This window comes from Streptomyces caeruleatus, assembly GCF_001514235.1.
In the GTDB taxonomy this organism is placed as follows: domain Bacteria; phylum Actinomycetota; class Actinomycetes; order Streptomycetales; family Streptomycetaceae; genus Streptomyces; species Streptomyces caeruleatus.
Window position 1 is genome coordinate 708,363 of record NZ_KQ948925.1, and the last position, 22,577, is coordinate 730,939.

The following is a 22,577-nucleotide window of genomic DNA, read 5'->3' on the forward strand; positions in this document are numbered from 1 at the left end:
GGTCAGTGACCGTGACCGGGCTCGCCCTCGTGCTCCGCTGAGGACGAGCCCGAAGGCGCGCCAGCGGGCACGTCCGAAGGCGCCTCCCCCGGGCCCGTCGCCGCCCCCGCCCGGACCGTGAACGCGGCGGTGTGCACCTTCCCTTCGTGCTTGAAGTCGAGGAACAGCCGGTACGTGCCGGTGCTCGGTGCCGTCGCCGTGAACGAGATCTCCGGGCCGGGCTCGGTCGTGCCGTCGCCGGGTTCGCCGTTCGGGTGGACGTGGAGGTAGGCGAGGTCGCCGGAGCGCAGGGCGACGAGGTGGCCGTAGGCGCCGAGGTAGGGCTGGAGGTTGGTCACGGGGTGGCCGTCGCGGGAGACCTTGAGCTTCAGTTCGGTCTCCTTGCCGGGGCGCAGGCCGCCGTCCAGCCGGACGTCGTAGCCGTCGACGTCGGCGGTGCTGTTCGGGGCGGGCAGCCGCTGCGGCTCGTAGGTGCCGGAGGCCGCCAGGTCGGCGCCGAGGGTGAGGTTCTCGGCGTCCTTCGCGGCCGGGGTGAAGTCGGCGAAGACGCGGTAGCCGCCCGCGCGGGGCAGGTCCACGGGGATGCTCCAGGTGCCGTCGGCAGCACGGGTGGGGTGCAGGTGACGGTAGGTGCCGAGGTCGCGGGAGGCCACGATGAGGTGGAGTTCCTTGTCGTGCTCGCGCCGGTAGGCGGTGACGGCGCGGCCGTCGTCGTCGCGGATGACGAAGCTCAGGCCGGTGCGCTCGCCCGCCGTGACGCTCCGGGTGCGCAGGTCGAGGGTGTAGCCGCCCTCGGAGATCTGCAGTCCGCCGGCCGGTTCGGTCTCGTGCCCGCCGTGTCCGTCCTGTCCGCCGTCTTCGTTCGGCGCCTGTGACGCCTCGCCGTGGCTCTCGTGACGGGCGGGCGCGGGGTCCTCGACGACGGGGTCGACAGCCTCACCCACGCCGTAGGCGGTGCCGAAGGTCGCGGCCAGTGCGGCGGCGAACGCGGTGATCCTCAGTCCGGCATGCATGGCGGTCTCCTGCGGGTCGGTCACTCGATACGATCCTTCACTGCACTTCACCATACCCCTGGGGGGTATGAAGTCAACCCGGCTAGCACTTGCCTCGCCTACCCCCTGGGGGTATACATGGACATCGGCAAGGATACCCCTACCCCGTATCCTGGTCGACCGCGGCCCCACCCCTCAGGAGGAACCCATGTCCATCACCACCTACGCCGTCTCCGGCATGAGCTGCGGCCACTGCAAGGCCACCCTCACCAGGGCGATCGGCGAGCTGGACGGCGTCACCGAGGTCGGCGTCGACCTCGCGACCGGCCAGGTCACCGTCACCAGCGCCGCCGAGCCCGACGACGCCCTGATCGCCGAGGTCGTCGACGACGCCGGCTACGAGCTGACCGGCCGCGCCGCCTGACCCGCACCCCGCCCCGCCCCGCAGGAGCCCGGCCGCGACCGGCTCCGCCCGCACCCCGCACCAGGAGCAGCGATGACCACCACCGCGTCCCACCCCACGGCCGAGGTAGAGCTCGCCATCGGCGGCATGACCTGCGCCTCGTGCGCCGCGCGCATCGAGAAGAAGCTGAACCGCATGGACGGCGTGACCGCCACGGTCAACTACGCCACCGAGAAGGCGAAGGTCAGCTACGCCGACGAGGTCTCCGTCCAGGACCTGATCGCCACCGTCGAGGCGACCGGGTACACCGCGCGGGAGCCCGCCCCGCCCGTGCCGGACGCCAAGGACGCTCAGGACACGTCCGGGAGCGGAGAGCCGCACGACGAGCTGCGGCCGCTGCGGGAGCGGTTGGTCACCGCCGTCACGCTCGCCGTGCCCGTCGTCGCGATGGCGATGGTCCCGGCCCTCCAGTTCGAGTACTGGCAGTGGCTGTCGCTCACGCTGGCGGCGCCCGTCGTGACGTATGCCGCCTGGCCCTTCCACAAGGCGGCGTTCACCAATCTGCGGCACGGCGCCGCCACCATGGACACGCTGATCTCGGTCGGCACGTCGGCCGCGTTCCTGTGGTCGCTGTGGGCGCTGTTCCTCGGCACGGCGGGCGAGCCCGGGATGACCCACCCCTTCGAGCTGACCATCTCCCGGGGTGACGGCTCGGGGAACATCTATCTGGAGGCCGCCGCCGGAGTCACCGCCTTCATCCTGGCCGGGCGCTACTTCGAGGCCCGTTCCAAGCGCAAGGCGGGCGCGGCGCTGAAGGCGCTTCTCGAGCTGGGCGCCAAGGACGTCACCGTGCTGGACGCGGGCGGCCGTGAACGGACCATACCGGTCTCGGAGTTGAAGGTCGGCGACCGCTTCCTGGTCCGCCCCGGCGAGAAGATCGCCACCGACGGCACCGTGGTCGAGGGCTCGTCGGCCGTGGACGCGTCGATGCTGACCGGCGAGTCCGTGCCGGTCGAGGTCGCCCGGGGCGACGCGGTCACCGGCGCCACGCTCAACGCGGGCGGCCGTCTCGTCGTCGAGGCCACCCGGGTCGGCGCCGACACCCAGCTCGCCCGGATGGCCAGGCTGGTGGAGGACGCGCAGAACGGCAAGGCCGCGGCACAGCGGCTCGCGGACCGGATCTCCGCCGTCTTCGTGCCGATCGTGATCGCCCTCGCGCTGGGCACCCTCGGCTTCTGGCTCGGCAACGGCGCCGGACCGGCCGCCGCCTTCACCGCCGCGGTCGCCGTACTGATCATCGCCTGCCCGTGCGCCCTGGGTCTTGCCACGCCGACCGCGTTGCTGGTGGGCACCGGGCGGGGCGCGCAGCTCGGCATCCTGATCAAAGGGCCCGAGGTGCTGGAGTCCACCCGTGAGGTCGACACGATCGTCCTCGACAAGACGGGCACGGTGACCACGGGCCGGATGACGCTGCTCGCCGTGCACACCGGCGACAACGCCGGGGAGGCCGAAGTGCTGCGGCTCGCTGGGGCGTTGGAGCACGCCTCCGAGCACCCGGTCGCCCGCGCCGTGGCCGACGGGGCCCTGGAGAAGCTGGGTTCGCTGCCGACGCCGGAGGACTTCGTGAACGTGCCCGGTCTCGGGGTGCAGGGTGTGGTGGACGGGCACGCGGTGCTGGTGGGCCGGGAACGGCTCCTTCAGGAGTGGGCGATGGAGCTGCCGGCTTCCCTCGCGCACGCCAAGTCCGAGGCCGAGGCGGCCGGTCGTACGGCCATCGCGGTCGCCTGGGACGGCGAGACGCGGGCCGTCCTGGAGGTCGCCGACGCGGTCAAGGAGACGAGCGCTGAGGCGATCCGGCGGCTGCGCGACCTCGGCCTCACCCCGATCCTGCTGACCGGTGACAACCGGGCCGTGGCCGAGTCCGTGGCCCGCGAGGTCGGGATCGCTCAGGAGCACGTCATCGCCGAGGTGCTGCCGCAGGACAAGGCCGATGTGGTCAAGCGGCTGCAGGGTGAGGGCCGTTCGGTGGCGATGGTCGGCGACGGCGTCAACGACGCGGCCGCCCTCGCCCAGGCCGACCTGGGGCTGGCCATGGGCACCGGCACGGACGCCGCGATCGAGGCCGGCGACCTGACCCTGGTGCGGGGTGACCTGCGCGTCGCGGCCGACGCCATCCGGCTCTCCCGCAGGACGCTCGGCACCATCCGGTCGAACCTGTTCTGGGCCTTCGCCTACAACGTCGCCGCCCTGCCGCTCGCGGCGGCCGGACTGCTCAACCCGATGATCGCCGGCGCGGCCATGGCGTTCTCGTCGGTGTTCGTCGTCGGCAACTCGCTGCGGCTGCGCTCTTTCCGGGCCGTGAACTGAAGCCGCCGCACGAAGGGGGCGCCGCACCCGCGGCGCCCCCTTCCCATTGCCGGCCTCTCAGCCGAAGGCCTTCACGGCCTGGTAGTACGTCCATGCGGTGCTGTTGCAGGCGGTCTTCGTGCCCCCGCTGTAGCCGGCGCACACACGCTTGAGGTCCTCGTAGAAGGCGCTGTCCACACGTGACTTGTTGGCGTCGAAGGCGCCTATGGCCTTGTAGTTGCGGTAGCCGAAGTCGTGACGGGCACAGGACGTGGAGAACGGGAAGCCGAAGGGGTTGTCGGGCGAGGAGGAGCAGTAGTCCGTGGACCAGTCGAAGCCGTAGGCGGACCAGGCGGACTGGTTGGCGCGGGCGGCGACCCAGGCGTTGTAGCTGGACGCGCTGGTCTGGGTCCAACCGGCGAGGACCTGGGGCTTGTCGGCGGGCGCGGCCCCGGCGGCCGGGGCGGCGCCGAGAACCGCGGCGAGGGCCAGGGTCGAGGTGGTCAGAGCGGTGGCGAGTCTGCGGTGCATTCCACACCTCCATGAGACTGCGACCCGGCCGTCGGGTCGCAGGTTCATGACAAGATGATTGACACGCCAACCATCCTTCACACCGCATGCATCCCAAATACGCCCTTAACTCTTGGACATGCCGGTCCGTCGGACATGAACGGCAGTCAGCGCCAGGGCCAACGGCCCAGGGGCGAGGAACGCGAGCGGCACCAGCATCCACGCGCACAGCACCGCCGTCGCCAACGCGAGCAGCACCAGTCCGCTGCCGCCCAGGTCCCGCACCGAGTCCCGGGCGGCCTCCCGCAGCGCCGCCCGCCAGTCGGTGAGCGACTCGGGGCGGACGCAGGCCCCGAGGCCCACGACCAGGGCGGCCGCGCCGATGGCACCGGCCGCCACCGCGAACAGCGGTGCGCCCGGCAGCCCGGCGCCGGCGAGCGCGAGATCGGCGGCGAACAGCAGGGCGCCCAGGAGGGCGAGGGCGCCCGCCGCGAGGTCACCGGCCCGCAGCCGCCGCCGTAGCAGCGCGAAGTACCGCCCGGCGGTGGCCGGTTGCCCCTCTCCGGCGCCCCGCAGCACCGCGCACGCCGTCGACAGCGCGGCCGGCACCGTCACGAGGGGAAGGCAGGCCACGGCCGTGGCGAGGCCGACGCTCAGCACGTCGGCGAACAGGGTCATCCGGGGCCCGAAGACCTCGCCCGGCTCACGTGTCCCCATGCCGCTCACCCCTTGAGCCCGGAGCTGGCCATGCCCTCCACCAGCAGACGCTGGAAGGCGAGGAAGAACAGCACGATCGGCAGCAGCGCGATCACGGACAGCGCGAACATCGGGCCGAACGCCGAGGTGCTGGACGCGTCCACGAACGACCGCAGGGCGAGGGTGAGGGTGAACTTGTCCGGGTCGAAGAGATAGATGAGCTGGGTGAAGAAGTCGTTCCACGTCCAGATGAAGGTGAAGATCGCCGTGGTGATCAGCGCGGGCCGGTTGAGCGGCAGGACGACCTTGAAGAAGCTGCGGAAGGGACCGCAGCCGTCGATGCGGGCCGCCTCCTCCAGCTCGCGGGGCAGTCCGCGCATGAACTGGACGATGAGGAAGACGAAGAAGGCCTCCGTGGCGAGGAACTTCGGCAGGATCAGCGGCCAGTAGGTGTTCACCAGGCCGAGCTGGTTGAAGATGATGTACTGCGGGATCAGCACCGCGTGGTGCGGCAGCATGATCGTGGCGATCATGAAGGCGAACAGCGGCCCGCGGAAGCGGAACCTGAGGCGCGCGAAGGCGTAGGCGGCGAGCGAGCAGCTGATGACGTTGCCGAGGACCGCGCCGCCCGCGATCAGCAGCGAGTTGCCGAGCAGCCGCCAGATGGTCACGTCGTTGACGCCGCCCAGGGCCGTCGAGTAGTTCGACCACTCCAGACGGCTGGGCAGCAGGTCGAGGCTGGCGATGACCTCGTCGGCGGGCTTGAGCGAGGTGGCCAGCAGCCAGGCCAGCGGGTACAGCATGACCAGCAGCGCGGCCAGACAGCCGACGTGCAGGGCGATCCGGCCCCAGGCGACGGGCTTGCGGACGACGGGAGTTGTGGTGCTGGTCATCGCTCCCCCTCGGAGGCGTAGAAGACCCAGGAGCGCGAGGTGCGGAACAGCACCGCCGTGACGGCGCCGATGACGATCAGCAGGACCCAGGCCATGGCGGAGGCGTAGCCCATGTGGGAGGCGACGAAGCCGCGGTCGTAGAGGTAGAGGGTGTACACGAGGGTCGAGTCGGCGGGGCCGCCCTTGCCGGCGCCGATGGCGAAGGCGGGCGTGAAGACCTGGAAGGCCTGGATGGTCTGCAGGACGAGGTTGAAGAACAGCACCGGGGACAGCATCGGCACGGTGACGGACACGAACTGCCGCCATTTCCCTGCTCCGTCGACGGCCGCCGCCTCGTACAGCTCGCTCGGGATCTGCTGGAGCCCGGCGAGGAAGATGACCATGGGCGCGCCGAACTGCCACACCGTCAGCAGGGCCACGGCAAGCAGTGCCCAGCCGGGCTTGTTGACCCAGCCGCCGGTGCCGAGCAGGTTGTCCACGGTGCCGCCGTCGTTGAAGACGGCGCGCCAGACGAGGGCGATCGACATCGAGGCGCCGAGCAGCGAGGGCGCGTAGAAGGCGGACCGGTAGAAGCCCTTGCCGCGTTTCATGGACTTCAGGGCGAGTGCGACGGCCAACGCGAGGGCCAGCTGCAGAGGCACGGCGATGACGACGTAGGTCAGGGTGGTCACGACCGAGCGCCAGTAGCGCGGGTCCTCGGTGAACATCTGGACGTAGTTGCGCAGGCCGACCCAGCGCGGCGGGTTGAACAGGTCGTAGTCGGTGAAGGACAGGTACAGCGACACGGCCATCGGCAGCAGGGTCAGGACGACGGCGCCGAGCACCCACGGGGAGAGGAAGACCCAGGCGGGGCCCTGGCTCTCCCGCTTGGGGCGGCGCTTCGGGGCGGTGGTGGCCCCCGGTTTCCTGGCGGCGGGCGCGGGGATGTCGGTGGTGGTCATGACCTCAGCTCCGCCTTCGCCTCGGTGACGTAGTTCTGGGCCGCCTCGCGGGGCGACATGCGCTCGTACGACACCTGGTCGTAGTCGCGCTGAAAGGTGGCCTGGAGGGCGTTGTCGCCGGAGGGCGGGGCCTGGGGCGGGTCCTTGAGGGTGCCTTCCAGCAAGGACTGGTAGTCGGCGATCGTCCTGTCGAAGTCCTTGAGCTGCGGCTGGGTCTCCTCGCGGACGGACTCGTTGACGGGGATACCGCGGGTGGCGCCGAGGATCTTCGCCGCCTGTTCGTCGTTGACGAGGAAGTCGACGAGCTGGGCCGCCTCCTTCGGGTGCCCGGTGGTGGCCCCGACGCCGAGGAACATCGACGGCTTGAAGTACTGGCCGGGGATACCGTCCTCGCCGGACGGCATCGGGGCGAGCCTGACGCCGGTCGGTATGAGGGCGAGGAAGCCGCTGGCCGGCGCGTCCCAGTTGGGGTCGGAGACGGCCTTGCCGCGGCCGAGCGGGGTGTTCTCGACGGAGCCGTCGAGCTGGGTGGTCTGCTCGGCGGGCGAGACGGCGCCCTCGCGCCGGAGCCGGTCGGTGAAGGTCCACCAGCGGGCCAGGTCGTCGGCCGTGAAGCCGAGCCCGCCGTCCTCGGTGTAGAGGGACTTGCCCTGGCCGCGCAGCCAGACCTCGAAGCAGTCCTCGCTCTGGCCGGGGTCGGTGGAGCCGGGCTTGCCGGTCTTCTTCGCCAACGCCCGCATGGCGTCGGCCCATTCGCTCCAGGTCCAGCTCCGGCCCGGAAGCGGAACGCCGGACGCCTTCCAGGCCTCGACGTCATAGGCGACCGTCTCGGTGCCGCGGCCCTGCGGGACGGCGTACTGCGTGTCGTCAAGACGGCCGGTGGCGAGCAGCCCCGGGTCGATCTCACCGGTGCGCAGGACGGCCTTCTGTTCGGCGAGGTCGAGCAGGACGCCACCGGAGGCGTACTGGTCGATCTGCCGGTAGTCGAGCTGCATCACGTCGGGGGCGTCGCCGCCCGAGGCCTGGACGGCGAGCTTCTGTTTGTAGGCCTCGTAGGCCGAGAACGACGTCCGCACCTGGATGTCCGGGTGCTGTTTCTCGAACAGGGCGACGGCCTGCTCGGTGCGTTCCGCGCGGTCGGGGTTGCCCCACCACGTGTAGCGCAGCACGACCTTGCCGCCGCCGACCGACTCCCCGGATCCTCCACAGCCGGCCAGCATCGCGCAGAGCACGAGTGCGGCGGCCGACGCGCAGAACCCCTTTGTCCTGTGTCCGGGCATGCCGAGGTCACCTCTTCTCTCCTCGGTCCTTCTGTTGGCCCCCCTCGGCCCCCTCGCTCCCCTGGGCGAGCTACTCGCTCTGGTACGGCAGCGTGACCCCGGGCAGGTTGTACTCGTCCCGGCGGCCGCACATCCCGAACCCGCCGAGCCTGGTGGGCCCGGCCTCGTGCGCGGTCGCGTCGGCGAGATACGCCGGCTCGCCCGCCTCCAGCGCGTCGAGCTGGGCGCCCGTGCGCTCGGCGGTGGCCAGCGCGCCCGCCCCCCACAGCTCCCGCCAGTTCGGCACCTTGGCCCGCACCAGCCGGGCCGCGGCCCGCTGAAACTCCAGATACGGGCCGTTGTCACCGGCGACGAGCGCCTCGCGCAGGACGAGGTAGCCCTCGACGGCGAGGTCCCTGCGGCGGCGCGCGGCGGCCGCCGTGTCCGGGCCGGTGCCGGGCCGCAGGGCCGCCACCTGCGCATACCGCTCCGGATCCGCGAGTACCTCCGGCGGGAAGGTGAAGACCGCGTCCCCGGCTTCGGGCAGTCCGCTGTTCTGCATCAGCACGGTGATGCGCAGATCGCCGCCCTGGACCATACGGTGCACGGTCCCGGGGGTGAACCAGGCGACCGAGCCCGGCTCCAGGGGAATGTCCCGGTAGCCGTCGGGGCTCAGCGTCTGCACGGCACCCCGGCCGCCCGTGACGACGTACGCCTCCGTGCAGACCAGGTGGAGATGCGGGCTGCCGCCGCACACACCGTCGGCGGCCTCCCAGTCGTAGGCGCTGAGATGGGACAGGCCGACGGCGCCGGGCAGCGGGTGCGGCAGGTTCGGCTTCACCACGGCAGTCCCTCCAGGTGGGCGGCCACCTGCTCCCGGTCCCAGGCCCCGTCGGCGAACACGACGCGGTAGCGGTAGGCGAAGGACTCGCCCGGCGGCAGCGCGAACTCCTCGAAGAACGCCCAGGAGAACGCGACCGTGGGGATCGGCTCGGAGCGCACGAACCAGTGGGACTCGTGAACGGCGTCCGCGTTCTCGGGCGCGTGCGCGAACACGAGCGTGGAGTGGCCGTCGATGTCGTCGTGCTCGGTGGTGAAGGCGAGCCAAGGACCCTGACTGCCCATCAGCTTGTCGGCGTCCGCGTCGGATTCCGGTGCGAAGGCGGTCCCGCCGGTGAAGTCGCGCGGCCCGCGCCACTGGAGGCCGGTGTAACCGGCCAGCTCCCGGCCCTCGGTCGTCGGGGAGCCGAAGAGCAGCGGCTCGGCACGGAGGTTGGTGAGCCGGATCGACCAGTCCAGCGCCCAGGCGCCGGCCTCCTCGTCCACCGAGTGGACGGTCAGCCCGCGCACCTCGCGCGCCCACTCCTCGCCGCCGTTCTCGACCCAGGTGAGCTCCTCGGTGAACGCGAGCCGGTCGTCCTCGACCGTGAACTCGCCGAACCCGTCGTGCCGCATGGAGCCGACCCGCTCGGGCAGGGGCAGGTAACCCTGGCCGTGGACATAGCAGTTGCCGCCCCAGAAGTTCTGCCCGGACAGGTGACTCGCCGTCATCTGCAGGCCCTTGTGCCAGCGGTGGTCGTTCGGCCGGTAGCCGGTCACGGTGTGTCCGGCGAGGGTGCGCACAGGGTGGGCGTACGGCTTGCGGGACTCGAAGGCCGCCGGGTCGGGGCGGTAGACGTACCGCAGGATCTCGGTGCCGTTCGCGGCCGTGACGGCGATGTGGTCGCCGTGCGCGTGGGTGACGCGGATGCTCATGCGCGCTCCTTGGGGGCCCAGTGGGGGTGGTCGCCGTGCATGGCCGGGTAGAAGGGGTCGCCGGGCCGGATCTCGCCGGCGTGCACCGGGCTGCCCGTGAAGGCTGCCTTGTAGAGGGCGGCGGCGAAGTCGAGGGTGGCCCGGGCGTCGGGGCCGCTGCCCGGGGGCCGGACACCGTTGTCGTAGGCGTCGAGGAGGGCGCCGAGCTGTGCCGTGTGCGAGCTGGGCAGGTCCGCGGCCGGGGTGCGCCAGGCGGTGGCGCGCTCGGAGGGGACGTGCGGGGCGGGCGTGTAGACCCAGTCGTCGTTGCGGTGGCCGTACAGGTGGGTGAGTTCGACCGTCGCGTCGGCGCAGTCCACGCGGATGCGGCTCACCTCGTGCGGGGAGAGCACGCTGTTGACGACGGTGGCGAGGGCGCCGTTCTCGAAGCGGACGAGAGCCGTGGAGACGTCCTCGCTCTCGGTGTCGTGGACCAGGCGCGCGGCCATGGCCCGGATCTCCGCCCACGGCCCGAGGAGATGCAGCAACAGGTCGAACTGGTGGATGCCGTGGCCCATCGTCGGCCCGCCGCCCTCGGTGGCCCAGCGTCCGCGCCACGGCACCGCGTAGTAGGCGGTGTCGCGATGCCAGGTCGTCTGGCAGTGCGCGACGAGCGGGGCGCCCAGCTCACCGCTCGCGATCAGCTCGCGGGCGTGTACTGCGCCGGAGCCGTAGCGGTGCTGGAAGACGACCGAGGCGTACGCGCCCGACGCCTCCTCGGCCGCCGCGATGTCGTCGTACTCGGCGAGGGACAGGCACAGCGGTTTCTCGCACAGCACCCAGGCGCCCGCCTTGAGCGCGGCGACCGTCTGCTCCCGGTGCAGTGACGGCGGCGTGCCGATCAGTACCAGGTCGGGGCGTACGGCGTCCAGCATCTCCCCGGTCGAGGTGTACCCGGTGACGTCCTCGCCCGCGAGTTCCCGGAAGGCGTCCAGCCGGGCCTGGTCCACGTCGACGGCGGCGACCAGCTCCGCCCGGTCCGCGTGGTGTCTCAGGGCGGAGAGATGGCTGCCGCTGACGATGGCGCCGGTGCCGATGACGGCGACGCGGCGGCGGACAGGGCGTGGGGACATGCAGTTCTCCTCGGACGGCCGACGGACAGCCCGCTCAGAAAGCGCTTGCACTTCGAGGGCGACCCTAGGCAGGGAGCGAATGTCAGGACAACCCCTCTGCGGCGACATGAGCAAAGCCCGACCGTTCGGCTCGGCTCACCCCCGGCACGCTCCCCTGCCGGGCGGGCACTCAAACGGGACGAAGATCACCAACGGCCGAGGGGCGACGGCGTGGCGCTCCACGGCGGCGATGTGCGGCACGCCCTCCGCCAGGAATCCGCCGACCAGCGTCGTCACGGTGGCCTGGCTGAGGCCCGTGTGCCGGGCGAGTTCCTGGCGGGAGGACGGTCCGAGGTCGAACAGCGCGTGCAGCACCTCGAAACGGTTCTCGCCGCGGACGTCTCGGGCCGTGTGCCGGGCCACCGGTGCTCCCCCTCAGTCGGTCGGTCCCTCCAGCCAGAGCGTACGGATCTCCGGCGTCCCACGCCCCTCGATACCCTGCGCGAGCAGGGTCAGGCCCGGCCAGTTCGGCGGTACCCAGAGCGCGTCGGGGTCCCCGCCCGAGAAGTCGGGCCGGTCGCCCAACCAGACGCGTCCCACGCACTCTCCGCCGGCCCATCCGGTCACCCGGACCTGCGTGGCGTCCAGCCGGATCAGACAGCCGTCCGGCGAGGCCGGCAGGTCGACGTCGAGCCATGCCTCCTCCCCCGGTTTCAGCACCAGCGGAAGCCTTACCTCCGCCGTACGGCCGGAGCCGGCGGCGAACGCGGTCAGCAACGCGTCGTCCTGCACCGCGCACGACCACTCCCGTACGGCGTCCAGGGCGAGGAGTTCGGCGCGCAGGCCGGGTCCGCTCGGGTGGTGCGGCAGCGTGACCGAGACCTGGTGGGTGCCGGCGGTCAGCAGCACCCAGGGGTTCTCGGTGTGGACGGTCTGCGGCTCCCCGTCGTCCACGCTCACCCGCAGCGGTTCGACGACCCCGCGCAGACGCAGCGCCGACGGGGTGGGCGCGTGGACGGTACGGGTGTAGGTGACCGGCGCCGCGACGCGGGTGCTGCTCCAGCCGCCGAGGACCCGGGTGGGCGCGGGTGTCCCGGACCAGTGGCCGTGCACCGTCCACAGGGCCGAGACGTCGGTGGTGTCCCGGACCTTCCAGAGGGTGCCGAGGCCCCGCAGCGCGCCGAGGCGGAGCGCGGGCAGACGGGCGTCGTCGAAGTTGGCGTGGCCCCAGATCTCCACGACGGCCTCGATCGCGACACTGCCCGTCACGTCCCGCACATCGATGCGCCGCGCCGCGCCGAATCCCGCGATCGGCGGGTGTGTCCGGCCCGCCACCGCCAGGTCGACGATGTCCGCCGCGTCAGTGAGCAGCAGGGCGTCGACGTCCGTCAGATCCGTGCTGGTCCGGTAGGTGCCGCGGCCCCGGTACACCCCGAGCGACTCCAGCGTGGGCGGCAGCGTGTGCAGCCCGGCCGGCTTCTCGGGAGCCGCGTCGGTCCGTCGCCGCACCTCGCGCACGGCGGTCCGGGCGGCCTTCGGGGGCCGCTGCGGCGCGTCGGCGAGGTGCACCGTGCCGTCGGGGTCGACCGACCGCAGTCGCGCGGCCTCGGCCGACGGCAGCACCACGAGCGTGGTCCCGGCCAGGGTCTCCCGCCCGGGCACCGGGATGTCGGTCCGCGTCCCGTCCAGTACGACGGTGACCGGCACATCGGAGGAGAACACCAACACCCCGTCCGCCCGCGCCACCAGGTCCGCCGAGGCGAGGTTCAGGGTGGCGCCGGTGAGCGGCACGTCCACCGCCATCAGCGGGCACGACCCCGCAGCGACCTCGACCGGCACGCCGTCGACGACCGCCGTGCCGGACGCACCGCCCAGATGCGGTACGGCCACCAGCCGGCCGCCCCCGTCCAGCTCCAGCGCCGAGGGCTGCGAGCTCGTCGGGAAGTCACAGTCGAGTTCGGCGTACGACACCGTTGGCGCCAGGGCAAGTCGGGGACCCCATGTCTCCACGACCCGGGCCAGCACCTGCGCCTCGGCGTACTCCGGGCGCTCCAGGCCGGTCGAGGTGACGTATCCGCCGAAGTCGTAGCCGTGGCTCATGAAGTTGCCGGGCCGCCCCCAGTTGCCGCTCGACGGGGTGTACCCGAAGTTCCAGCCGGACGACTGGAGATAGGGGGCGATCAGCTTGGCGCCGCTCGCCAGCAGCCGCCGCAGCGTCCGGTGGCGCCGGTTGGTCTCGGTGACCAGCAGCGGCACGCCGCGCTCGGCGACCAGAGCCGCGTAACGGCGCACCTCGGCCTCGATGTCCGGGGAGTCGTCGTCCGGGTAGAAGTTGCAGGCCGGTACGACTCCGTCCGCCTCGCCCGTGGCGCCCGCGAGGTCGCCCTGTCCGGAGCAGGCGATGAGCGGCACCGTGATGCCGTGCCGAAGTGCCGTGTCGCGCAGGGCGGTCACATAGCCGGTGCGGTCCGCGCAGTCGAAGAAGTCCAGTTCGTTCTCCAACTGCACCATGATCACCGAACCGCCCGCCCCGTACTGGCGCTCCGCCAGCAACGGCAGCACCTGGTCGAACCACGCGGTGACCTGCTCCAGAAAGCGGGGCTCGTTCTGGCGGACCCTCAGTTCCGGGTCCAGGCCCAGCCATGCGGGCAACGCGCCGCCGTCCCACTCGGAGCAGATGTACGGGCCCGGCCGCGCGATGACGTACAGGCCCTCCTCCCGCGCGAGGTCCAGGAAGGCGGCGACGTCCCGGCGGCCCTCGAAGGACCAGCGGCCGGGCGCCAACTCGTGGAAGTTCCAAGGGAGATAGACGTCGACGCACTGGTACCCCGACGCCCGGACCTGGGCGAGCCGCTCGCGCCACTGCTCCCGGGGGAGGCGGAAGTAGAACAGGGACGCGCACAGCAGGGTGCGGGGACGGCCGTCGATCCATATGCCCTGGCCGTCTACGTGGATGGTGGTCACTTCACTCCCGCGCTTCCGCCGCTGATGTCCATCTCGTACAGGTACTTCTGGCCCAGGTAGTAGACGATGATCATGGGCAGGGCGAGCAGGACCGAGCCGACCATGACCAGGTTCCACGCCGGTGACTGGCCCGCCGCGGAGGTGCTGGTGATGTACTGGATGCCCAGGGACAGCGGCATCTTGGACTCGTCGTTCAGATAGATCAGGGGGCCCATGAAGTCGCCCCAGGTGTGGGTCAGGGTGAAGATGCCGATCGCGATCAGCACCGGCCACAGCATCGGCAGCATGATCCGCCGGTAGATGCCGAAGAAGCCGAGGCCGTCGACCATGGCCGCCTCGTCGAGCTGGCTGGGCAGCCGGGAGACGAACTGCCGTACCAGGAAGACGTTGAAGGCGTTGGAGAAGAAGTTCGGCACGATCAGCGGCAGATAGCTGTTCACCCAGCCCAGGTCCCGGAAGAGGATGAACTGCGGGATCATCGTGATCTGCGTCGGGATCATCATGGTGGCGATGACGATCAGGAACAGCGCGTTCTTGCCGGGGGCCCGCAGCCGGGCGAAGGCGTAGCCGACCAGTCCGCTGGAGAGCATCTGCCCGGCGACCGAACAGAGCGAGATGATCACGGAGTTGATCAGGAAGCGGCCCATCGGCAGTTCGGATCCGAAGACCCGGGTGAAGTTCTCCCAGTGGAACTCGGTCGGGAACAGGGTGAAGGAGTTGGTGTTCACCGTCGCGTCGCTGGAGAGCGCGATGGAGCCGACGAACACCAGCGGCATGGTGAGGATCGCCGCCACGACGATCAGCGTCGCGTAGGTGAACGGGGTGGCCCGGAACGCCCGCACCGTGCCGGGGCCCGGTCCCCCTCGGGCCTTGCGTTGCGGCCCGTTTCCCTTCGTCCGCTGCGGCGCCGGGGTGGTCAGGAGGCCGGTCATCACTTCACCTCGGTTTCGTAGAACACCCAGCGCCGGGCGGTGCGGAATGCGATCAGTGTGAAGACGAGGACCACGAGGAACAGCAGCCAGGAGATCGCCGAGGCGTAGCCCATGTGGTAGTTGCCGAAGGCCTCGTCGAACAGGTACGGCACCATCGTCTCGGCCCCGTCGTAGGCCGCGCGCAGTTTGCCCTTCGGCACCAGGATGTACACCTGGGCGAAGACCTGGAAGGCGCCGATCATCCCCATGATCAGGTTGAAGAAGATGATCGGGGTCAGGTGCGGCAGTGTGATGCTCCAGAACTGCCGCACCGCGCCCGCGCCGTCGACCTCGGCCGCCTCGTACAGCTCCCTCGGGATGCCCTTCATGGCGGCGAGCAGCAGCACCGTCGCGGCACCCGCGCTCCATGCCGACATCACGACCAGCGCGGGGATCGCCCAGTCGCCGTCGAGCAGCCAGGCCGGTCCCGAGACGCCGAACAGGCCGAGGGAGTCATTGAGCGGGCCGTTCGGGGCGAGTACCTGACGGAAGATCATCGCCGTGGCGACGAGCGGCACCAGGGTCGGCAGATAGATCAGGGTGCGCAGCAGTTTCCTGGCGCGTACCTGCTTGTTGAGCAGATTCGCCAGCCACAGGCCGAGCACCAGACCGAGCGGGACGGAGACCGCCGCGTAGTAGAAGGTGTGCCACAGCGTCCGCCAGAACCTGGGGTCGTCCGTGAGCAGCGTGACGTAGTTCTGGAGTCCGACCCAGGCGGGTGCGGTGAACGAGTCCCAGTCGGTCATCGAGTAGTAGACCGACGCGATCATCGGTCCGAACAGGAAGACCAGGAACCCGATCACCCACGGCGAGACGAACAGATAGAACCAGAGCGCCTCTCGGCGCCGCCGCGTGGTGGTGGTCGCCATCGCCGGTCATCCCGCGGACTTGATGAGGGACTCGAGGTCCTTCTGGAGGGCGGTCAGCGCCTTCTTGGCGCTCTCCTTGCCGAGCCAGAAATCGGCGAGACCGGAGTCGATGGCCGATATCATCTCGTTCCACTCGGGGATGAACGGCGCACGGAAGATGAAGTCGCTGGACTCGGCGAACGCGCCCATGTTGACGTCCGACTTCATCCACGCGGGCTTGAGGAACGCCTCGCTCTGCTGCACCGCGAGGCTTGCTGGTACGTCCTCGCCGTCGTCGATGATCTGCCGCTGCGCCGCGTCCGAGGTGAGGAAGTCGATCGCCTTGAAGGCGTTGTCGCGCTGCTGGCTGGTGCGGGAGATGGCCAGGCCGCTGCCGAACGCGGACACGGCCTGCTTCTTGCCGCGCCAGATCGGCGCGATGTCCCACGCGAACTTGGCGTCCGTCAGACCGGCGGTCACCCAGAAGCCGTTGGCGTGCGTGGCGCACTTCTGCATCGGGAAGGCCTGGTCGCCGCCGACCTCGGAGCCCATGTCGGCGTAGTCCGCCTTGCTGGGCGCCACCTTGTGCTTGAAGACCAGGTCGCCGGCCCACTGCAGGGCCTCGACGACCTCGTCGCTGTCGACGGCGGGGCGGCCGTTCGCGTCGATGATGGTGCCGCCGTTCTGGTACGCGAGGCTCCACCACTGCGGGAACCACTCGGCGCCGGTGTACCCCCACTGCTTGCCCGGGACGGTGAGCTCCTTGAAGGCGTCCAGCGCGTCGTCCCAGGTCCACTCGGCGGTGGGGGCCTTGATGCCCTTCTTCTCGTACAGGTCCTTGTTGTAGTACACGGTGATCGCGCCGGAGCGGTCCGGGATCGCGTACAGCTTGTCCTCGTACGTGTAGATGGAGCCGACCGGGCCGAACCGCTTGGCGGTGTCGAGGCCGGCCTTCTTGGCGAGGTCGTCCAGGGGCAGGAGCTGGTTCTTGCTGGAGTAGGTGTTGACGCTCTCGGCGACCTGCATGATGTCCGGGCCGCTGCCGCCCGCGATCATCGTCTGCACCTTCTGCGCGTACGCGTCGCTGGGGATCAGCTGGAGCTTGACCTTCAGCTCCGGGTACTTCTTCACCAGCAGGTCGATGCGCTTCTGGTACGTCTTGCGGTCGGCGTCGCCGCCCCAGACGGTCATGACGAGCGGCCCGCTCGAACTCCCGCTGCCGGAACCGCACGCGGTGAGCGTCACGACGCCGGCCGCTGCTCCGAGACCGAGAAACCCTCGGCGCGACATCTGGACCTTGTCTACTGGCATGGCACGACTCCTCGGTGAAAAGGCGAACACGCGGGGAACAGCCCTCGGGAGCCCGGGCCCGGCTTCGAGTGACGGTTAAATTAACCCTCGTCAAATCTCGCTACAAGACCTTGATTCCTACGAATTTCAACCTGCACGACTCGCCCACGAGCGGGAGCGGACCGCCCGCGACGCCCTCCGGAACCCGTCGGCGAAGGTCAGCCCTTGTCCAGGAAGCGCCGCAGCCGGGTCAGTGGCCAGGTGTTGATCACGTCATCCTTGGTGAGCCAGCCGCGCTGTGCCGTGCCGACGCCGTAGCGCAGGTTGGCCAGGTGGACGACGGCGTGGGCGTCGCTGTCAACCGCCAACTTCACGCCGTGCCGCCTCGCTCGCAGGATGTCCTCGTCGCGCAGGTCGAGCCGGTCCGGATGGGAGTTGACCTCCAGAGCGGTGCCGGTGCGGGCGCAGGCGGCGAAGACGGCGTCGAGGTCGACGTCGATGCCGGGGCGCTTGCCGAGGAGGCGGGTGGTGGGGTGGCCGATGATGTGGACGTGCGGGTTCTCGCAGGCCCGGACGATCCGCCGGGTCAGTGCGTCACGCCCCTGGTTGAAGTGGGAGTGCACCGAGGCCACGCACAGGTCGAAGCCGGCGAGGAACTCCGGCGGCCAGTCCACGTCGCCGTCGGGCCCGATGTTCAGCTCGGCGCCGTGCAGCAGCCGCATGCCGGCGCGCTTGCCCCGTTTGCCGTACGCCCCGTCGAGCTCACGGACGCGTTCGCGCTGGGCCAGGATCCGTTCGTCGGTCATGCGCTGCATGGCCATGTCGGGTCCGTGGTCGGTGACCGCGTAGTAGGCGTAGCCGCGCTCGGCGGCCGCGGCGACCATCTCCTCCAGCGGGGCGAGCCCGTCGGTGAGGTCGGTGTGGGTGTGCAGGTCGCCCCGGATGTCCTGCTCCTGGATCAGCTCGGGCAGCTCGCCGCGCAGTCCGGCCTCGATCTCGCCCCGGTCCTCGCGCAGGGTGGGCGCAATCCAGGGCAGGCCGAGACGGGCGTACACCTCTTCCTCGGTCCGGGAGACGATCTTCTTGCCGGTCTCGGTGTCGAAGAGCCCGTACTCGGAGAGCTTGAGCTTCTGGTGGACGGCCATCTCCCGGGTGCGGATGTTGTGCGCCTTCGAGCCGGTGAAGTACTGCATCGCCGCGCCCCAGGAGTCCGGCGGCACGACCCGCAGGTCGACCTGGAGGCCCTTGCTGGTGCGAATCGACGTCTTCTTAGCGCCGTGCGCGATGACCTCCGCGACGTACGGCAGCTCGGTGAAGGCCCGCATGACCGGCTCCGGCTTCGTCGCGGCGACGAGGATGTCGATGTCGCCGACGGTCTCGCGGACGCGGCGCAGCGAGCCGGCGTAGGAGCAGCGCTTACAGCCGGTGACCTGCGACATCTCGGCGACGATGTCCTCGGCGAGGCTCATGGCGACGTCGATCAGGACACGGTCGCCGGAGGACTGGAGCAGGCCGATGCCGTGCAGGATGTTCTCCTCGGTCTTCGGCCCGAAGCCCTTCAGGTCGCGCAGCCGTTCCTCGTGGATGGCGTCCGCCAGTTCCCCGGTCGTGGAGATGCCCAGCTCTTCGTAGATGACCAGGGCTTTCTTCGGGCCCAGCGTCGGGATAGCGGTCAGCTGCCGGACGCCGGCGGGGATCTTCGCGCGCAGTTCCTCGACGGCGGAGACCTTGCCGGTGGAGAAGTATTCGATGATCTTCTGGGCGGTCGACTTGCCGACGTTGGGAATCTCCTGGAGCCCCTTGGCGTCGAGCGTGGAGACGTCGGCGTGATAGCCGCCGACCGACCGGGCGGCCTTTTCGTAGGTACGCGTCCTGAACGCGTCTCCTCCGGTGATGGAGATCAGGTCCGCGTACTCCTGGAGCAGCGCGGCGACCTCGTCGTTGGACCGGGCCACGGTTTCAGGGTAGGCGGGGGAGGGGGGTGCCGCGATGTGTTGTTGATCGTCTGCGGGTGCTTTGTGGCTGGTCGCGCCCACGCGGCGGAGCCGCATGTCGATTCAGGCCCGCGCCCCTTTGGGGGCGTGGTCGAACCGTTCTCCGTTGCGCCAGGTCGGTGGGTGGGCCGGGGTTGCGCCTTCCTTTGTCAGGGCGGCCGCGATCCTGCGGGCCGTCAACGGGTCGGCCGGCAATGTGTGGGACGCGAACCAGCGGGCCGCCTCCGGTGCGGGAGACGGTTCGGCGAACTCGGGGCCCGCGTAGTCGTCGAGGGGCGGGTCGTAGATGTAACCGGTGACTATGCCGTGGTCGACCAGACGTTCCACCAGGGCATCGCGGTCGTTGACCAGCAGCGGGACCCGGAACAGGCACGGCGGGCCGTCGCCGGTGCGACCGCGCAGGGCCGGGGTGGCCCAGGTGGTGCCGGACAGCAGCGAGACGCCGGCCCTGCGTCGGGCGAGATCGCCGTCGAGCAGGGACATCCGTAGCTCCAACTGCCCGCGGACCAGGGCGCCGTGGCGGGAGCGGAAGCCGTGCAGGTCGACCCGTACCCAGGGCTCGTACGCCGCCAGGCTCGGGGCGTGGCGGGCGCTGCCGGCGAGGCGGGGGGCGTGCAGGGCCATGCGGAAGTCGTCGCGTTCCAGCAGGCCGAGGCGCTGCATGGTGCGCCAGACGGGGCGTACCAGGTGCAGGGTGCGGACGGTGGAGCGGGCCAGGGGGCGGAGTGTGGTGGCGAGGTCGTCGCGGAGGCGGCGTGCGGTGAGCAGGTCGTCGCGCAGCAGTTCCAGCTCGCGCCGGGTTCGTGCGTCGTCGACGGCGAGGAAGCCGCCGGCCATGCCGGCGACGTGCTTGGACAGACTGAAGGCCGCGGCCTTCCCGAAGGTGCCGATCGGCTGCCCGTCCACATGCGTGCCGATGGCGTGGGCCGCGTCCTCGAACAGGGGGATCCCCAACTCGTCGCAGCGACGGCGCAGTTGGACCACCCGGTCGGGCAAGCCGTACAGGTTCGTCGTCAGGACGGCGTCCACGTCGCGCCAGGTGGACTCCGGTACGGCGGCCGGGTCGATGTTGCCGTCCCAGGGGGAGACGGGGGCCTGGACGGGGCGCAGGCCGGCCGCGAGGACGACGAAGAGGATCACGTCGTCGTTCACCGGGGACATCAGGATCCGTGCGCCCGGCCGGCACCAGCGGCGCAGCGCCAGGTAGAGGGCCAGTCGGGCTGAGGGCGTGTAGACGCATTCGCGTCCGATGCGCCGTGTCATCATCGCGGCGAGCCGCGATCCGTACGGCATGGTCACCTCTTCCGTGGCAGGGTCCGACGAAGGTTCGCCCCGTGCGGGCTGTGCGCGTTCGCGAACGTCGTTCGAGGACGCCGCTCGGGGTGACGGGGACCGCGAGGGCGGGCATGGCGGAACGACACCGCCGCGCGTGAAGGACGGAGAACTGGAAGGACGGGCGGAGGCAGCCCCGTCTGTTCAGCGGGCGCGGGCTCCCGCTTCGCCCGAGTGAGCCAGGCCCGAGGTGCGCAGGGTGCCGACGGTCTTCAGCAGCCGGTCGGCGGGCTCGCGCAGTCCGGGGTGGGCCAGGACGGTGTTTCTCAGGCCGCGCACCGGTCTGCGCCACAGCCGGTGCGCCGCCGCCACCGGGTGCGGGCGTATCGCGAACCCCTCGGCCACCCGCAGCTCACGGGTCTTGAGCCAGTCCTTGTACTCCTTCTCGCCGCGCCCCATGTCCATGAGCGTGACGCCGTCGCGGCCGGCGGCGTCGGCCAGCCGTAAATGCATCATCAGTCCGGGCGAGTAGTAGCCGAAGTCGGGGTCGTACGCGGTGAACCAGGCCGCGAAGACCGTGCGCGACCTCGGCCCGAAGTGCGCGGCGACCGGCCGGTCCCCGGCGTAGACCACGGACAGGATGCCGGTGAAGTGCTCCTCGCGGACCTGGAACAGATGGTCCACCAGGTCGACGATCCAGGGCTTGGAGAACCGGTCCATCCGCCCCGTTCTGCGGTACTGGGCGGACTTCCAGCGCATGAGGGTGCGCAGCATGCGCGGATCGCGTTCGTCGTACACGAAGCGCACCTCGCCCACGTCACGGCCCAGGCGCCGCTCCTTCTTCAGCGTCGTCTTGGCCTGCCCGGGGTAGGTGGCGCGCAGCCACTCGGCGTAACTGCCCTCGCCGGGCTTCAGGTCGAGCACGGGAGAGGCGAACGTCCCCGTGACGTACGGGCCGAACGGCTTCTGCTCCTCGACGAGGTGATCGAACTCGAACACGGACAGCCCGCAGGCCCGCAGCAGTTCCCGGGTGTCCCAGGTGACGCCCGGCCGGTGCACCAGGGCCTGGCAGTCGGAGAGACCGAGGCCGATGGCCCGGCCGACGCCGAGCGGGCCCCGCTCGTACGGGAGGAAGCCGACGGCCTCCCCGTTCTCGTGCAGGACCGCCACCTGCGCGCCGCGGCGGTGTCTGCCGACCCCGGTCGCGAACTCCGGCGCGAGGAAGGGGTTGGCGTAGTCGGGCGACTCGTCCATGGCCCGGTGCCACGCCCGGCGCAGCGACTCGTCCAGTTCCTCGGGTCTGTGAATCGTGATGGCGTGCGTGGATCGCATGGCGACCGCTCCCCCCAAAGTCCCCCAAGAGACGCTTTTTGGGCGCCTCGCCACTGTTTCCCCCATGTCGAACTTTGTGGCGAGCTCAAACGTCGCGAAACAGCACGCACACTGTCAAGGTGGATGATGAATCCTTTAGCTGTGCTTGGTAACGCGCGGTCCCGGTCCGGTCAGCGGATCGCGACGAGGACGTGACTGTCGCCGTACTGCCAGACGGCGCCGACGTGCCTGAATCCCGCCTGCCGCAGGAGCCGTTCGTGCGTGGACACGGACAGGCAGGGGGCGCCGCCGGTACCGGTGCCCGTGCCGCTGCCGGTGACGGCCGCCTGCCGGCGTCGGCGCTCCGCGAGCAGGTCGGTCAGCTCCGGGTCCTGCGCGACGGCCGCCCACCAGGACGCCCAGTCCTCGTGCGCCAGGGCCTGACCGCGTTCGGCGTGCCGGCGGCCGACGCACCCGGCCAGTCCGGCGAGCGCGGCGTCGTCGTGCGGGAAGTGGTCGCCGTTGACGAGCACGCCCCCGGGGCGCAGCAGGCCCGCGAGCTGCCGGTAGGTGCGGTACAGGGCGTCCGGGTCCAGGTAGTGCAGTGCCGTCGTCGACACGGCGGCGTCCAACGGGCGGTCCAGGCCCAGGGCGTGGGTCCAGTCCCGCGCGCCGATCGTCACGTCGACGTAGCGGGCCGCGTCCGCGTGGTGGGTGCGGGCCAGCTCCAGCAGCAGCGGGTCCATGTCCACGGCCACGATGTCGGCGTACGGCATCCTGCGGGCGAGCCGGGCAGCCAGGGAGCCGGGGCCGCAGCCGAGGTCGACGACGGACGGTCGGCCCGGGAGGCCGGCCACGGACTGCTCCACCACATCGGCGATCACCGTGAAACGCTCCTCGCGGTCGACGGCGTACCGCTGCTGCTGACGCTCCCAGCGCTCCACCCATCGCTCCGCCGTCGCCAGGCTCAGCCCCATCCCGTCGTGCACCTCGCCGTTCCGTACCTGTCCGCACCGTCTGCGCCAGACCCTACAGGTGGAA

20 protein-coding genes are annotated in these 22,577 nt (G+C 70.8%); 2 read left to right on the top strand and 18 right to left on the bottom strand.

Translation table 11 applies throughout. The features are described from left to right. Positions 1-2: 2 nt before the first annotated feature. Positions 3-1,013 (bottom strand): hypothetical protein, encoded by a 1,011-nt coding sequence (locus AQJ67_RS07940; protein ID WP_062717522.1) that lies wholly within the window; start codon positions 1,011-1,013, stop codon positions 3-5. 187 nt (positions 1,014-1,200) lie between these two features. Here AQJ67_RS07940 and AQJ67_RS07945 point away from each other — a divergent pair, with 187 nt between their 5' ends. Together AQJ67_RS07945 and AQJ67_RS07950 are read left to right on the top strand one after the other, a co-directional pair. Next, complete coding sequence (locus AQJ67_RS07945) at positions 1,201-1,416, top strand: heavy-metal-associated domain-containing protein (RefSeq protein WP_062717323.1); 216 nt, start codon at positions 1,201-1,203, stop codon at positions 1,414-1,416. Positions 1,417-1,488: 72 nt separating this feature from the next. Then, entirely contained in the window at positions 1,489-3,762 is a 2,274-nt protein-coding gene (locus AQJ67_RS07950) for a heavy metal translocating P-type ATPase (RefSeq protein WP_062717324.1), read from the top strand. Positions 3,763-3,819: 57 nt separating this feature from the next. Here the strand turns inward: AQJ67_RS07950 and AQJ67_RS07955 are convergent, their stop codons facing one another. The 17 genes from AQJ67_RS07955 to AQJ67_RS08035 form a co-directional block, all read right to left on the bottom strand. Then, positions 3,820-4,272 (bottom strand): phospholipase, encoded by a 453-nt coding sequence (locus AQJ67_RS07955; protein WP_062717325.1) that lies wholly within the window; start codon positions 4,270-4,272, stop codon positions 3,820-3,822. A 105-nt stretch (positions 4,273-4,377) separates the two neighbouring features. Continuing rightward, positions 4,378-4,968: a hypothetical protein gene (locus AQJ67_RS07960; RefSeq protein WP_062717326.1), complete on the bottom strand. Its 591-nt coding sequence runs from the start codon at positions 4,966-4,968 to the stop codon at positions 4,378-4,380. A gap of 5 nt (positions 4,969-4,973) precedes the next feature. Beyond that, positions 4,974-5,840: a carbohydrate ABC transporter permease gene (locus AQJ67_RS07965; protein WP_062717327.1), complete on the bottom strand. Its 867-nt coding sequence runs from the start codon at positions 5,838-5,840 to the stop codon at positions 4,974-4,976. Continuing rightward, positions 5,837-6,781: a carbohydrate ABC transporter permease gene (locus AQJ67_RS07970; RefSeq protein WP_062717328.1), complete on the bottom strand. Its 945-nt coding sequence runs from the start codon at positions 6,779-6,781 to the stop codon at positions 5,837-5,839. Before AQJ67_RS07970 ends, AQJ67_RS07965 begins: the two co-directional genes overlap by 4 nt. Further along, positions 6,778-8,061, bottom strand: coding sequence for an ABC transporter substrate-binding protein (locus AQJ67_RS07975; protein ID WP_062717329.1), 1,284 nt, complete (start codon positions 8,059-8,061; stop codon positions 6,778-6,780). The genes AQJ67_RS07970 and AQJ67_RS07975 overlap by 4 nt, the downstream gene beginning before the upstream one ends. 70 nt (positions 8,062-8,131) lie before the next feature. Next, the gene (locus tag AQJ67_RS07980) at positions 8,132-8,884 is read right to left on the bottom strand and encodes a cupin domain-containing protein (RefSeq protein ID WP_062717330.1); all 753 of its coding nucleotides are present in this window, start codon (positions 8,882-8,884) and stop codon (positions 8,132-8,134) included. Continuing rightward, positions 8,878-9,795, bottom strand: coding sequence for a DUF6807 domain-containing protein (locus AQJ67_RS07985; protein ID WP_062717331.1), 918 nt, complete (start codon positions 9,793-9,795; stop codon positions 8,878-8,880). Before AQJ67_RS07985 ends, AQJ67_RS07980 begins: the two co-directional genes overlap by 7 nt. Continuing rightward, entirely contained in the window at positions 9,792-10,907 is a 1,116-nt protein-coding gene (locus tag AQJ67_RS07990) for a Gfo/Idh/MocA family protein (RefSeq protein WP_062717332.1), read from the bottom strand. The genes AQJ67_RS07985 and AQJ67_RS07990 overlap by 4 nt, the downstream gene beginning before the upstream one ends. Before the next feature lie 135 nt (positions 10,908-11,042). Next, on the bottom strand, positions 11,043-11,309 hold the full coding sequence (locus AQJ67_RS07995) for a MarR family transcriptional regulator (protein ID WP_062717333.1): 267 nt from the start codon (positions 11,307-11,309) through the stop codon (positions 11,043-11,045). Between the two features lie 12 nt (positions 11,310-11,321). Further along, the gene (locus AQJ67_RS08000; protein WP_062717334.1) at positions 11,322-13,850 is read right to left on the bottom strand and encodes a beta-galactosidase; all 2,529 of its coding nucleotides are present in this window, start codon (positions 13,848-13,850) and stop codon (positions 11,322-11,324) included. Further along, positions 13,847-14,782 carry a carbohydrate ABC transporter permease gene (locus AQJ67_RS49085; RefSeq protein ID WP_079055824.1) on the bottom strand — a complete coding sequence of 312 codons (936 nt, stop codon included), beginning with the start codon at positions 14,780-14,782 and terminating at the stop codon, positions 13,847-13,849. Before AQJ67_RS49085 ends, AQJ67_RS08000 begins: the two co-directional genes overlap by 4 nt. Then, positions 14,782-15,690, bottom strand: a complete 909-nt coding sequence (locus AQJ67_RS08010; RefSeq protein WP_062717335.1) for a carbohydrate ABC transporter permease — start codon at positions 15,688-15,690, stop codon at positions 14,782-14,784. Before AQJ67_RS08010 ends, AQJ67_RS49085 begins: the two co-directional genes overlap by 1 nt. Before the next feature lie 6 nt (positions 15,691-15,696). Then, positions 15,697-16,980 (bottom strand): ABC transporter substrate-binding protein, encoded by a 1,284-nt coding sequence (locus tag AQJ67_RS08015; protein ID WP_062717336.1) that lies wholly within the window; start codon positions 16,978-16,980, stop codon positions 15,697-15,699. A 197-nt stretch (positions 16,981-17,177) separates the two neighbouring features. After that, positions 17,178-18,914, bottom strand: a complete 1,737-nt coding sequence (polX, locus tag AQJ67_RS08020) for a DNA polymerase/3'-5' exonuclease PolX (protein ID WP_062717337.1) — start codon at positions 18,912-18,914, stop codon at positions 17,178-17,180. Positions 18,915-19,016: 102 nt separating this feature from the next. Further along, the gene (locus AQJ67_RS08025; protein WP_062717338.1) at positions 19,017-20,246 is read right to left on the bottom strand and encodes a DegT/DnrJ/EryC1/StrS family aminotransferase; all 1,230 of its coding nucleotides are present in this window, start codon (positions 20,244-20,246) and stop codon (positions 19,017-19,019) included. Positions 20,247-20,429: 183 nt separating this feature from the next. After that, positions 20,430-21,557: a GNAT family N-acetyltransferase gene (locus AQJ67_RS08030; RefSeq protein WP_062717339.1), complete on the bottom strand. Its 1,128-nt coding sequence runs from the start codon at positions 21,555-21,557 to the stop codon at positions 20,430-20,432. A 170-nt stretch (positions 21,558-21,727) separates the two neighbouring features. Next, entirely contained in the window at positions 21,728-22,513 is a 786-nt protein-coding gene (locus tag AQJ67_RS08035) for a class I SAM-dependent methyltransferase (RefSeq protein ID WP_062717524.1), read from the bottom strand. Positions 22,514-22,577: the final 64 nt, after the last annotated feature.